We start from the raw sequence: 13,838 nt of genomic DNA, 5'->3' as shown, positions 1-13,838 counted from the left end.
TTTATGTCTGCGCTTCACGTGTATCTTGCCTCTGCCTCGCCGCGCAGAAAAGAGCTACTCGAACAGCTCTCTGTGTCGTTTTCTATTTTACGTGTTGATGTTGAAGAACAACGTCAACCTCACGAAGAAGCGGCGGACTATGTCCGCCGTTTGTCTATTGATAAAGCCAAAGCGGGTGTAGACGCTGCGCCAACGGATTTGCCTGTTTTAGGTGCTGACACCATTGTGGTCTGTGATGGTACTGTGCTTGAAAAACCGCAAAACCTTGATGACTCACGACGCATGCTGCGCCAATTGTCGGATAGGCAACATCAGGTAATGACGGCGGTAACCTTTGCTGATCGGAACCAAACCCTCACCACGCTTGTCACAACTCATGTATGGTTTAAAGCATTGAGTGATGAAGAAATTACGGCCTATTGGCAAAGTGGTGAGCCGGCTGATAAAGCGGGAAGCTATGGTATTCAAGGCTTAGGCGGGCGCTTCGTAACGCGCATTGATGGCAGCTACCATGCTGTTGTCGGCCTCCCCCTATTTGAGACAGATGCTCTGTTGACCGAATTCAAAAAATTACGCGGTGAAAAGCTATGAATGCAGAGTTGTTGATTAACGTAACACCGACTGAAACGCGTGTTGCGATGATTGAAGGTGGAAACCTTCAGGAAGTTCATATCGAGCGCGAAGCCAAACGCGGTATTGTTGGCAATATTTATAAAGGTAAAGTCAGCCGAGTGCTGCCAGGTATGCAAGCAGCGTTTGTTGATATTGGTTTAGACAAAGCGGCTTTCCTTCATGCATCAGACATTGTTCCGCACACGGAATGTGTGTCTGAAAACGAAAAGCAGCAATTCCAAGTCAGGGACATTTCTGAACTGGTACGCCAAGGACAAGACATTGTTGTGCAGGTGGTGAAAGACCCGCTGGGCACGAAAGGCGCGCGTCTAACCACTGATATCACGTTGCCTTCCCGTTATCTGGTCTTTATGCCAGGGGCATCCCATGTGGGTGTATCTCAGCGCATTGAAAGCGAAGAAGAGCGTGAGCGTTTAAAGCGCATTGTCTCTGATTATTGCGACGATTTGGGCGGGTTCATTATCCGTACCGCTGCAGAAGGTGCATCGGATCTGGAAATGGCACACGATGCCGCGTTCTTAAAGCGCCTTTGGAACAAGGTGTTGGAGCGTCGCAGCAAACGCCCTTCAAAATCGATGCTTTACGGTGAGCTAGGCTTGGCGCAGCGTATATTGCGTGACTTTGTTGGCACGGAGTTGAAGCTGATTCGCGTCGATTCACGAGCAACGCTTGATGCAATCAGTGAGTTCACTGAAGAGTTTGTCCCTGAACTGAATGACAAACTTGAGCTTTACACCGGTGATAAGCCTATTTTCGATATGTTTGATACTGAGAACGAAATCCAGCGTTCACTCGACCGTAAAGTGGAGTTGAAGTCTGGCGGTTATCTCATCATCGATCAGACCGAAGCTATGACCACCATTGACATCAATACGGGTGCGTTTGTTGGCCGTCGTAATCTCGAAGAAACCATTTTCAACACCAATGTGGAAGCGACCGGCGCCATTGCACGTCAACTTCGTCTTCGCAACTTGGGCGGCATCATCATCATCGATTTCATCGATATGAACTCTGATGAGCACCGCCAGCGCGTGCTCCAATCGTTAGAGCAGGGGCTATCGAAAGATCGTGTGAAAACCAACATCAACGGCTTTACCCAGCTTGGTTTGGTAGAGATGACGCGTAAGCGCACACGGGAAAGTATTGAACATGTGCTGTGTGGTCAGTGTCCTACGTGTATAGGCCGCGGCTCCGTGAAGACGATTGAAACGGTTTGCTACGAAGTATTGCGTGAAATCACCCGAGTAAACCGTGCGTATGATGCTGACAAGTTTGTGGTGTACGCATCACCTGCGGTCGGTGAAGCGCTCGAAGGCGAAGAGTCTCATGCTGTTGCTGAGCTCGAAGTCTTTATTGGTAAGCAAGTGAAAGTCCATGTTGAGCCGCTGTATACCCAAGAGCAATTTGACGTCGTCATGATGTAATGAGAACACACTGTAAATGGTAAGCTTTGCTCGACGCTTGGCGTTGATTGTTAAATGGATCTTGATCGTTTTAGTCGTGAGTGCTGCCGTGCTCACGGCTTCTATGCGAATTGTTCTTCCAAACCTAGATACCGCGAAAGCGCCGCTGCAACGATGGGCGAGTGATGCCACGGGATTTAACGTCGATTTCAGTACCGTAAAAGGTCACTGGCGATACCTAATTCCCTCACTTTCTCTGCACGATCTTTCTTTATCAACCCCAGATGGCGATCAATCTGTCTTAACCGCAGACAGCATCGAAATGCAGTTCGATGTGGTTGAGAGCATAAAACGTCGAGAACCTACCTTTTCCCATGTCAGCATCGACGGCTTGGTTTTAGATGTCACGCAGCTTCCAGAAGGCGAAAGCAAAGAGACAAAGCCTCTAGCGGAACGGTTAGAGAATCTGTTTCTTGTTGGGCTCGGGCATTTTTCGATTCAAAATGCTGACATCACGGTGCTGTCTCCTTCTGAACAGCGCAAAACCATCGATGTGCGTTCATTGTTGTGGGAAAACAAAAACGGCACCCATCATGTGCAAGGGGTGGTGAGTGTTGAAGGGACATCACTTAACCTTATTGAAGTGCGTGGCGCGTTTTCAGAGCACAACGGTTTAGCCTCTCTTGATGGCGACTTCTATCTCAAAGCGGATGACCTATCCCTGAAAGATTGGATTAAGCGCTTTATCAATCCAAACATTGTTATTGCCAGCGCCAAGGTGGGTGGTGAGGCGTGGTTTACCTTGAAAAAAGGCGAGCCAGAAAGCGTCTTGTTGAACCTGACGGAAAGCGATTTGGTTTGGCATGCAAATACGCCAGCAATCTTGCCGTCAGAACTGGCTGCGAGGAATCTGCCCCCGCAAGAACAAAACCAATCTCTGACCATAGAGCGCGGTAAAGTGCTGCTCGAAAAGCAAGATGCGTCGACATGGCGTGTTGCGAGCCAAAATTTTTCGGTATCAACCGCGAATGCGCCTTGGCCATCTTTGTCGGTCAACGCGATATATTCACCGCAAGGTTGGGCGGCAAACATCAATGAACTTGATGTGGCTTTGTTATTGCCGCTTCGAGAGGTGGTCGACATCCCTAAAGATATCGACAACGCCATTACCGCGCTTGCAGTAAAAGGAACGGCCAAAGATATTCGTGTCGCCCAAGCGAAAGAGCAGCCACTGTCTTATTCATTATCGCTGACAGATGTTGGCTTCCAGCATTGGACGTACCTGCCTGAAGTGCACAAGCTTGGTATTGATGTGGTGGGGCGCGGCTCTAATGGTAAAGCCTCGCTTTCAATGGTCGACGATCAATTGCCTTATGGCGATTTCTTCCAAGCGCCACTGGATATACAGCAAGGTGATGTAAATCTTTACTGGCACCTTGATGACCTAGGTGTGGTGCTTTGGTCTGATAAAGTGTCTGTAAGTGCGCCTCACATTAATGTGCTGGGCGAGTTTAGGCTAGATATTCCCAAAGAGGGCGACTTGTGGCTGTCTTTTTATGGTGAAGCGAACGCCAATGATGCGGGTGAAACCTGGCGCTATTTGCCAACACTGGCGTTGGGTGATGAGTTAACCGATTTCCTTTCCGCTGCAATTCGTGGCGGTACGGCTGATCACGCGAAACTGCTGTGGTATGGCGGCATTTCGACGTTCCCTTACCTCGAACATGAAGGCATGTTCCAAGCTGACGTTCCCCTTCGTAAAGCCAAGTTTAGTTTCGATACGCAATGGCCAACATTGACGGAACTGGATTTGAACTTGTTGTTTGAAAACGATGCCATGTATCTCAACGCGACCAACGTGGGGTTAATGGATGCACGCGGCTACAACCTGAAAGGTGAAATACCGTCGCTTAGTGCAGAAGATACCGGCATGCTCTACATCACGTCAGACATTGCCGCAAGCGGCGAGACATTGCGAGAGTACATGCTTGCTACGCCTCTGGTGGACTCTGTCGGCGCCGCCTTGACCCATGTTCAAGTGGACGGCTCGGTAGCTGGGTCAATTTCCCTCGAAATTCCGTTGAATGGCGATGACGTAAACGTGAAGGGAAGCGCCAGGCTTAACAAGAACATGGTGTCGATCGTTAGTCCTGAAATGACCTTAGAAAGGGTGAGAGGCAAGATCACCTTTGATAATGACAAAGTGACGGCAACAGGGCTTCGCGCTAACTTGCTCAAACAACCGATTACGTTCGGATTCAAAGGCGAAACGGAATCTGAAAACTATATCGTGAACATCGACATCGACGGAAAGTGGGAAGCTGACAAGTTAAAATCGGCGTTGGATTTGCCTGATTTGTCGTTTATCGAAGGCCAGTCTGAGTGGGATTTAAACGTCGGTATTGCACTCAAAGACATTGGCTTTACTTACGATGTGTTGCTCGATGCTGATCTGATGGCGATGAGCATTGATTTACCTGCACCATTGAGTAAATCATCATTCATTAAAAGCCATGGGTATTTGAAAGCGTCGGGCGATGCCCAGCGTTTGGTGGGTCAAGTTGAACTGCCGAATTTGAAGTACCAAGCGGATGTGGACATTTCGGGTGATATTCCCAAAGTCACGCGAAGCCGCATGGTGATTGGTGAAGGTGAATTGGCGCTGAAACCTCAGGCTGGAAATGCGATCAGTGTTGATGTGCCGTCGATCGATGTTAACGCATGGCGTTCAGTGTTTTCGCGCTATGAAGATAAAAACAAAGGCAAAGACAATTCACTGCCTGTTGATCTTCCAGCGCCATCGCGCATCAATGTCAAAGCTGACAAGATCCATGCTGGAGAGATGGTCTTTAACAACGCGTCGATTGCCGCGCGAGAAAAACGCGACGGTTACCATATTTTGATTGGCAGTGAAGAACTGGCAGGCGATGCATGGTGGGATGGCAGTCGTTTACTCACCGTATCCATTGAGCACCTGTTCCTCAACCTTGATTTAGAAAACAAAAAAGAATCGTTTACCGCTTCACTTCAAAAGGCCGTGAGCGGACGAGTGACGGAAGAAGATCGCGTCATCATGGCGAAAATCCCTGCCACTGATTTAGTGATCGATGAGCTTTGGCTGCAAGGTTATCGCTTAGGGCGCGTGGAAGCTCAACTCTTAAAAGACAAAGATGAAGTCACACTGTCGAAGTTCACTTTAGGCAGTAATGCGCTGAGTATGAAAGCCATGGGTGATTGGCGTTTTACGCCAGAAGGCATGAATCAGAGCCATGTTAAATTTACGGTTGAAGGTAAAAACAGCAGTGATTTGATGGGACGCTTCTCGGTGACGGGGGGCATTCAAGATGCCCGCTTTAACACCAAAGGGGAATTAGAGTTTAATGGTGTGCCGTGGGAGATAAATGTTGCCAGCCTGGATGGCATGTTAGATACCAAACTAGAAGACGGTTACATCAGTGGTGTTGGTGGAGCGGGTAAACTTCTGGGTCTGTTTAGTCTCGACTCCATTTTGCGAAAAATGCAGTTGGATTTTACGGGCGTATTTGAAGATGGACTGGCTTTTGATGAAATCAGCGGCAGTGCGTCAATCACGAATGGCGTTGTTGTCACGGATAATATCCAGATGAAAGCGCTCGCAGGTGATATGTTTATAAAAGGGATAGCGAATCTGGCGAAAAATCAGGTAAATGCTGAAGTCCGTTTTATTCCTGATCTCACCTCCGGCATTCCTGTCTTCACCGCGTTTGCAGTTACGCCGCAAACCGCGCTTTATGTACTCGCAGTTACGACCGTGATCTCGCCAGTTGTTGATGCGTTTACTCAAGTCAGATATCAGGTAACCGGGCCAATCGATGAGCCCGTCGTCAGGGAAGTTTCACGCCGCAAAGCTGAAGTGACGTTACCAGAGCAGGCCACAGAGCGCCTGCGATCAGAGCAGCAAGGGAGCAAAAACTAATGACCAAATTTGGCGTAGTACAGATGAATTCGGGTGCGAATGCTGATGACAATATGGATGTTCTTGAAGGTCAGCTAAGGCATTTGCGCGCACAAGGCGCACGACTGGTTCTTACACCAGAAAATGCGATTGTGTTCGGTAAGAAAGAAGATTACGAGAAATACGCGGAAGAGCTAGGGCATGGGCCTTTGCAAAAACGCCTTTCTCAACTCGCCTTTGAGTTGGGGATTTGGCTCGTGGTTGGATCGTTTCCTATCACCAATCATGACGGTACCTTGAGCACGACATTGCTCGTTTATGATGCTGCAGGTAACTTGCGTGCGTCTTATGAAAAACTGCACATGTTTGACGTGGATATTGCTGATAACCACCGCAGTTACCGAGAATCTGACACCTTCCGTGCCGGTGATAACCTTGCGCTAGTGGAAACGCCATTTGGAACATTGGGCCTGTCGATTTGTTATGACATTCGTTTCCCGCATTTATACGCGGCGTTGCGTCAACGTGGTGCTGACATCATTGTTGTGCCAGCGGCATTCACCAAAGTCACGGGTCGTGCGCATTGGGAAGTGTTACTGCGAGCACGAGCCATTGAAACCCAGTGCTGGGTATTGGCTGCGGCACAATGTGGATATCATGAAGGTGGCCGAGAAACCTATGGGCATTCGATGATTGTCGATCCATGGGGTCAAGTGGCCAGTGAACTGCAAGAACAAATCGGCAGCGCTTGGGCTGATATTGATTTGGCAACCAACAGTGCGATCCGCACCAAAATGCCGGTATTACAGCACGCTCGGTTGCAATGCGCGTTGAAATAGCGCAGTCTCATTTTATTATAAGTCCCGCGGTGACAGGCCTGTTGCCGCGGGACGTTTGTCATTTTCAGCGCTAAAAGAGCAATTACACAATGAGCCTCGAACACGTCGAAGAAACGATGCTTCACCTCTCGGGTATGAGCAAGAGTCAACTCAGCCAAACACTTGATCACTTGGCAGCAAGAAACATCGACTACGGTGATGTTTACTTCCAATCATGCTGGCATGAATCACTGGTGCTTGAAGACAGCATCATTAAAGACGGTTCCTTCAACATCGACCGTGGTGTGGGTGTTCGTGCAATTTGTGGTGAGAAAACCGGTTTCGCGTATTCTGACCAGATCAATGCTGATGCCTTGATGCAAAGTGCCACAGCGGCACGTGGTATTGCAGACAAAGGCGGTAAGCTTCAAGTGTCTGCTTTTGCTACTCGTCAATATCCAACCATCTACCAAGCGATGGATCCACTGCAAAGCATGAGCAAAGAAGACAAAATTGCTTTGTTGAAAGAGGTGGATGTGTACATTCGTGCGAAAGAGCCACTTATTCAGGAAGTGTCTGTCAGTATCAGTGGCGTGTACGAACAAGTGCTTATCGCTGCAACTGACGGTACATATGCGGCCGATACGCGTCCATTGGTGCGTTTGTCTGTGAGCGTGTTGGTTGAAAAAGATGGCCGTCGTGAACGTGGCTCGGCAGGTGGTGGTGGCCGATTCGGTTACCAATACTTTCTGACCGAAGAAGATGGAAAAACCGTTGCCTTAAACTATGCCGATGAAGCGGTGCGTCAAGCGCTTGTGAACCTTCACGCCAAAGGTGCGCCAGCAGGCACCATGCCTGTGGTGTTGGGGGCCGGTTGGCCGGGCGTATTGTTGCACGAAGCGGTCGGCCACGGGCTGGAAGGTGATTTTAACCGTAAAGAATCGTCTGTGTTCTCTGGTCAAATCGGCCAACAAGTAACCTCGTCGCTATGTACGATTGTGGATGACGGTACGCTTCAAGATCGCCGTGGCTCGCTGAACATCGATGATGAAGGCGTGCCAGGTCAATACAATACCTTGATCGAAAATGGCATCTTGAAAGGCTACATGCAGGACAAGCACAACGCGCATTTGATGGGCGTTGCACCTACGGGCAATGGTCGTCGTGAATCCTATGCGCACTTACCTATGCCACGTATGACCAATACTTACATGCTCGCGGGTGAAAGCACGCCGGACGACATCATTAGCAGCGTTGAATATGGCTTGTATGCCCCTAACTTTGGTGGCGGCCAGGTTGATATTACGTCTGGTAAGTTTGTGTTCTCAACCAGCGAAGCGTACTTGATTGAAAACGGCAAAGTAACCACGCCAGTGAAAGGCGCAACCTTGATCGGTAGCGGCATTGAAGCCATGCAACAAGTGTCGATGGTAGGTAATGATCTTGCTCTAGACCGTGGTGTGGGTGTGTGTGGTAAAGCCGGACAAAGTGTTGCCGTCGGTGTTGGTCAGCCAACGTTGAAGCTGGATGCGATGACGGTGGGTGGAACGGAATAAGAAGATAGAGCAGAGCCTAGGAAGAGAAGATCCTAGGCGCTGGGAAGGGCAAAAAGCAAAAGCTTGATAGTGCTTCCTATCTTCAAAGAATCGTTGCAGTACCCAGTACCCAGTACCCAGTACCCAGTACAAAAAAGCCAGACCGAGGTCTGGCTTTTTGCGTTTCTGACAGCAAGCGTCGAATTACTCGTCTTCTGCTTTTAGCGCTTTTAGAATCTGGAACAGTTCTTTAGCGGCTTTAGACGGTTTATTGCTTTCTTGATCTTTCTTCGCTTGGCGAACAAGTTGGCGTAGCTTTTGGCGATCAGCAGCAGGGTGTTTGTCGACGATCTCGTTGATCATCTTGTCACCTTCCACGATCAGGCGATCGCGTTGCTTTTCCAATTTCAGTAGTTCGATGGATTGCTGACCGTGTTTATTGTTCAGCTTGTCCAACGCTGCTTGGATGGCTTCTGCATCAACATGACGCATGAGCTTACCAATCAACTGAAGTTGACGGCGGCGCGCTTCTTTTTCAAAACGCTGCGCATCTGAGATCGCAATGCGAAGATCTTCTGTCAGAGGGAATTTTTCCAATACAGAAGGTTTAAGTTCAATCAGCTTAGTGCCGAGTGCTTGTAGCGCTTCCATATCGCGTTTCATCTCGGAACGACTTACCCAGATGATTTCTTCTTCCTCTTCCCAAGGCTCACGTTTATTTTTACGGCCCATAATCTTTCCCGAGGTTGTCACTTACTTGATCAGCGTATCTTATCAAGAATGTCGAATTTTGCTGGTGTTTTTTAAGCATTGTCTTCGCTACGAGTGGTATGCTTACAAACAACATACATTTATCTAAGACTTTATGGACGTGAAACAACAGGTTGCTCAGCAACGCACAGAACTTGAAGCTGCAGTGAGTCGCGCATTGGAGCTAGCAGGTAAGAAAGCAGATGCTGCTGAAGTGGCGATCACGAAAACCACGGGTATCAGTGTGGCAACACGCATGTGCGAAGTGGAAAGCGTTGAGTTCAATAGCGATGGTGCGTTGGGTATTACTGTGTATCGCGGTCAACGTAAAGGCAGCGCGTCAACCTCTGATCTTTCAGAAGAAGCGATCGCGCAAACTGTTGCGGCTGCATTGGATATTGCTAACTACACGTCCGAAGATCCTTTTTCTGGCCCAGCGCCTGCTGAGTTGATGGCGTATGACTACCCTGATCTTGATTTGTTCTACCCTGATGAGCCAGAGCCTGATCATGCGGCAGAGAAAGCGATCGCCGCCGAGCGTGCAGCCTTGGAGCACGACAAACGCATCAAATTCAGTGATGGTGCAAGCTACGACAGCCACTACGGTGTGCGTGTATACGGTAACAGCCATGGCATGCTAGGCAGCTATGCGTCGAGCCGTCATAGCATCAGTTGCAGTGTGATTGCCGAAGACAGCAAAGGGATGGAGCGCGATTATAGCTATACCTCTGCGCGCGACAAACTTGACCTTTGGACCCCTGAAAGAGTGGGTATTGAAGCGGCAGAGCGCACCATTTCTCGTATGGAACCGCGTCGCGTTGCGACTTGCCACGCACCTGTGATGTTCGCGGCAGATGTTGCCACGGGCTTGCTTGGCCACCTTGTTATGGGGATTAGCGGCTCGAGTTTGTACCGTAAATCGTCTTTCCTATTGGATAAGCTGGGTCATCAAATCTTGCCGGAATGGTTTGAAGTGTATGAACGCCCACATATCCTAAAAGGCATGGCGAGTGCGCCGTTTGATAGCGAAGGCATGTTTACCCGCGATCTCGACATCATCAAAAACGGTGAACTACAAACCTACCTTGCGACCAGCTATGCAGCCCGTAAATTGGGTATGCAGCCAACGGGTCATGCTGGGGGGATCCACAATTGGTTCGTGGGCAACACCGGTCAAAACTTCGAGCAAATGCTGAAAGAGCTTGGCACAGGCTTGTTGGTAACAGAGCTCATGGGTCAAGGCGTGAACATCGTAACCGGTGATTACTCACGTGGCGCCGCAGGCTTCTGGGTTGAAAACGGTGAAATCCAATACCCAGTGACGGAGATTACCATCGCCGGTAACCTGGCTGACATGTACAAGCAAATCGTTGCGGTAGGGTCGGACACTGAGCTGCGTAGTCAGATTCAGACGGGGTCGATATTAATTGAGTCGATGAAAATCGGCGGCGAATAAATAACGCGTCATCTTTAACGCTACAGCGTTGTTGGCTGCTTTCATCCGCTTCAATCACTTAGCCTACTAAGCTCATGAAGACGTATTCAATTGCCGCCTAGCTGTAACGTTAAAGCTTTAGCGTTATTCGGGCGTTATAGAGCTAACGCCTTAATATCTGACGATATTAAAGACACAAAAAAGCCAGACTTGCGTCTGGCTTTTTGCTATCTGGATAATTTGTTATACCAAGAATAAGGTGGCGAGGCCGAGGAAGACCGAGAGGCCGACCATGTCGGTGATGGTGGTCAGTGCCATGCCGCCTGCGAGGGCGGGGTCGATTTTCATCTTCTTGAGCATGATGGGCACGGTGACACCCGCGACACCTGCGATGATAAGGTTTGCCATCATGGCGGCGGCGATGATGCCTCCGAGTATCCAGTTGCCCTTCCAAAGCACGACAACACCACCAATGATACATGCCCAAATAACGCCATTGAGCAGACCCACTAACGCTTCTTTGGTTAATAGCCAGCGGGTATTGGAATCACCGATGTGACCAACCGCCAAACCACGAATAACCAACGCGACGGTTTGGTTACCCGCAACGCCACCCATCGACGGTACGATGGTCATGAGCACTGCAATGGCGGCCATTTGCTCAAGGGTATTTTCAAACAGGTTGGAGACAGATGCTGCAGCCAATGCGGCGAGGACGTTGGCCCCCAGCCAAATGCTACGGCTACGCGCCGATTTTAAAACGGGCGCAAAAGTGTCTTCTTCATCGTCCAAACCCGCCATGCTCATCATGGAGTGTTCGGCATCTTCACGGATGATATCAACGACGTCATCGATAGTGATACGACCAACGAGCTGGTGTTGCTCATCAACAACCGGTGCGGATACCCAGTTACGACGTTCGAACAAGCTCGCGATTTCGCCATCGTCCATGTCGACAGGGATGGCTTCATCCGAGTCTTCCATGACATCGAGCACTTCGGTGTCGGGTTGTGTCGTTAGCAGCGTAGTAATCGGTAGAGAGCCTATTAGGCGGCTATTCTCATCCACCACATACAAGGCATCGGTTGCTTCAGGGAGTTCGCCTCTCATACGCAGGTAACGCAGTACCACGTCGACGGTAACGTCGGAGCGGATGGTGACCACGTCGGTATTCATCATACCGCCGGCGGTATCTTCAGGGTACGCGAGTGCTTGTTCTACGCGATCACGATCTTGCGTATCCATCTGCGCAAGAACGTCTTGAGACACGTGATTGGGAAGGCTTCGAAGCAGGTAAGCGACGTCGTCGGTGTCCATGCCTTCGGTTGCGGCGGCCAATTGCTCTGGCTGCATGCGCACCATGATGCCATCTTTGACATCTTCCGAAAGCTCTTCGAGGATTTCACCTTGTTCTTCGGGATCGGTTAATTGCCAGAGAACCAGACGGCTCTTTGGAGGAGACGCTTCGAGCAGGTGTGCAATGTCTTCCGGCTCCATGTCTTCGAGCATACGTCGGACATGGACAAACATACCGTTGTCGATTGCACGGCTAACTTCCTGCAACGTTTGATGCGTTTGATTAGACTGTTCTACTTCGTAATTCTCTGCCATGGAATTGTCCGGTTTACGGCGGTTGGCGCAATGAAATGAATATTAACGCAATCTCGTAAGACTGTCTTTGCCAAATCTGTGTTGAAATGAGAGCGAGTGGGCTGGTGTGTAGGGAATAGGACGAGGTTAGTTTTCCTCGTCAAAGCCTGCTTCAATCAATGCCGTCACTGCGCCAAGTGCTTTTTGTGCCTCAGGGCCGAGTGCCGATACCGTGATTTGTTCACCTTGGCTAGAATCAAGCAACAAAATCGCCATCACGCTGTCAGCGGTAACTGCCTGTTCTGCTTTGGATATGGTGACTTCTGCATCGAAACTTTGCGCCAGTTCCACGAGTTTCACCGCTGCACGTGCATGTAGACCAAGGCGATTTCTGATCAACACTTCCTTACTGCACTGCGTCATACTTTCCCCTCAAGTGTTCTGTGTCTGATTTGCACTTGCTGTCCATTTGCCTTGAAGTAGTCTGCCAAGAACTGTGCGATATACACAGAGCGGTGTTGTCCACCTGTACAGCCAATGGCCACGGTCAGGTAACTGCGGTTGTTTTTTTCTAGGGCAGGCAGCCAAGATTCGAGGAAACTTTTGATTTGGGCAATGAGCATCGCGACGTCTTGCTCGGCAGCGAGGAACATTTTTACGGGTTCATCAAGACCGGTTAGTGGCCTTAACGATGGCTCCCAGTGAGGGTTGGGTAGAAAACGCACATCGAAAACGTAGTCAGCATCAGATGGGAGTCCATGTTTAAACCCGAAGGATTCAAACACCATCACCAAATCGCGACTGGTTCTCCCTAATACCAAGGAACGTACAGCTTCGCTCAAGTCATGCACAGAATGCTTTGACGTGTTGATCACTTTATCTGCGCGTTCTTTAAGTGGTGTTAGTAGAAGCTTTTCTTTTTCGATGGCTTGTTCGAGCGATAAGTTATCTCTGCTCAGTGGGTGTAGGCGACGTGTTTCGCTAAAGCGCTTAACGAGCTCTTTGTCGTCTGCATCTAAGAAAAAGATATCAACATCAAGGTCAGCAGGAAGCTTTGCCAGTGTTTGGGCTATTTCATCAGGATCAGCAGGCATGTTGCGGATATCAATACTCACGGCGATGTTGGAGCTATCATCCGTTTGTGCATTCACGAACTGTGGGAGTAGATTCACGGGAAGGTTATCGACACAGTAATAGCCTAAGTCTTCAAGTACGCGAAGTGCGACAGATTTTCCCGAGCCTGAACGGCCACTTACGATTTTCAACTGCATGGTGCTGGGATCCCTGTCTCGCTATTCACCAGTAATGATGTCGAAGAGTTCTTGGTCAGAGCTGGCATTACGCATACGTTTACACAGTTGCTTGTCGCCAAGCTTCTGCGCAATCAAAGACAGCGTTTTGAGGTGCTCTTTGCATTGTTCATCCGGAACGAGCAGTGCGAACAAGAGGTCAACAGGTTGGTTATCAATGGCGTCGAACTCGATAGGCTCTGCACACTGAATAAACACGCCGACAGCTTGGTCACTATTGAATATACGGCCATGGGGAATGGCGATTCCATTCCCTATGCCCGTACTCCCTAGCTTTTCCCTGCTTAGGATACACTCGAACAGTTTTTGCGGGTTTTGGTCTAATTGGTTGCCGGCCAACTCGCTGATCAATTCAAGTGCACGTTTCTTACTTGAACAAAGGACTGCACTTTTGGTGCAGTCCAACTTAAGTACGTCTTTAAGTTCCATG

At 49.4% G+C, this 13,838-nt stretch carries 11 protein-coding genes; 6 read left to right on the top strand and 5 right to left on the bottom strand.

What is annotated here, in order from left to right:
* The first annotated feature begins 3 nt into the window (after positions 1-3).
* From BM082_RS11990 to tldD, 5 genes are all read left to right on the top strand, one after another.
* Positions 4-591, top strand: a complete 588-nt coding sequence (locus BM082_RS11990) for a Maf family protein (protein WP_017008131.1) — start codon at positions 4-6, stop codon at positions 589-591.
* On the top strand, positions 588-2,057 hold the full coding sequence (rng, locus tag BM082_RS11985) for a ribonuclease G (protein ID WP_017008132.1): 1,470 nt from the start codon (positions 588-590) through the stop codon (positions 2,055-2,057). The genes BM082_RS11990 and rng overlap by 4 nt, the downstream gene beginning before the upstream one ends.
* A 16-nt stretch (positions 2,058-2,073) precedes the next feature.
* Positions 2,074-5,991 carry a YhdP family protein gene (locus tag BM082_RS11980; protein WP_074927047.1) on the top strand — a complete coding sequence of 1,306 codons (3,918 nt, stop codon included), beginning with the start codon at positions 2,074-2,076 and terminating at the stop codon, positions 5,989-5,991.
* Positions 5,991-6,809 carry a carbon-nitrogen hydrolase family protein gene (locus tag BM082_RS11975; RefSeq protein WP_074927045.1) on the top strand — a complete coding sequence of 273 codons (819 nt, stop codon included), beginning with the start codon at positions 5,991-5,993 and terminating at the stop codon, positions 6,807-6,809. The genes BM082_RS11980 and BM082_RS11975 overlap by 1 nt, the downstream gene beginning before the upstream one ends.
* Before the next feature lie 89 nt (positions 6,810-6,898).
* Positions 6,899-8,344, top strand: a complete 1,446-nt coding sequence (tldD, locus tag BM082_RS11970; protein WP_017008135.1) for a metalloprotease TldD — start codon at positions 6,899-6,901, stop codon at positions 8,342-8,344.
* Positions 8,345-8,527: 183 nt separating this feature from the next.
* Here the strand turns inward: tldD and yjgA are convergent, their stop codons facing one another.
* Positions 8,528-9,055, bottom strand: a complete 528-nt coding sequence (yjgA, locus tag BM082_RS11965; RefSeq protein WP_017008136.1) for a ribosome biogenesis factor YjgA — start codon at positions 9,053-9,055, stop codon at positions 8,528-8,530.
* A gap of 133 nt (positions 9,056-9,188) precedes the next feature.
* Here yjgA and pmbA point away from each other — a divergent pair, with 133 nt between their 5' ends.
* Positions 9,189-10,529, top strand: coding sequence for a metalloprotease PmbA (gene pmbA, locus BM082_RS11960; RefSeq protein ID WP_017016853.1), 1,341 nt, complete (start codon positions 9,189-9,191; stop codon positions 10,527-10,529).
* A gap of 222 nt (positions 10,530-10,751) precedes the next feature.
* Here pmbA and mgtE read toward each other — a convergent pair whose 3' ends face one another.
* The 4 genes from mgtE to ptsN all read right to left on the bottom strand — a co-directional run bounded on the left by mgtE (position 10,752) and on the right by ptsN (position 13,837).
* Entirely contained in the window at positions 10,752-12,119 is a 1,368-nt protein-coding gene (mgtE, locus tag BM082_RS11955; protein WP_017016854.1) for a magnesium transporter, read from the bottom strand.
* A 126-nt stretch (positions 12,120-12,245) separates the two neighbouring features.
* Positions 12,246-12,521: an HPr family phosphocarrier protein gene (locus BM082_RS11950; RefSeq protein WP_017008139.1), complete on the bottom strand. Its 276-nt coding sequence runs from the start codon at positions 12,519-12,521 to the stop codon at positions 12,246-12,248.
* Positions 12,518-13,369: an RNase adapter RapZ gene (gene rapZ, locus BM082_RS11945; protein WP_017008140.1), complete on the bottom strand. Its 852-nt coding sequence runs from the start codon at positions 13,367-13,369 to the stop codon at positions 12,518-12,520. The genes BM082_RS11950 and rapZ overlap by 4 nt, the downstream gene beginning before the upstream one ends.
* Positions 13,370-13,390: 21 nt before the next feature.
* Positions 13,391-13,837, bottom strand: coding sequence for a PTS IIA-like nitrogen regulatory protein PtsN (gene ptsN, locus BM082_RS11940; RefSeq protein ID WP_074927043.1), 447 nt, complete (start codon positions 13,835-13,837; stop codon positions 13,391-13,393).
* Position 13,838: the final 1 nt, after the last annotated feature.

Source organism: Enterovibrio norvegicus DSM 15893 (assembly GCF_900115495.1).
GTDB classification, from domain to species: domain Bacteria; phylum Pseudomonadota; class Gammaproteobacteria; order Enterobacterales; family Vibrionaceae; genus Enterovibrio; species Enterovibrio norvegicus.
Note: the sequence above shows the minus strand (reverse complement) of the source record. Positions and strands in the feature narration are given on the sequence as shown.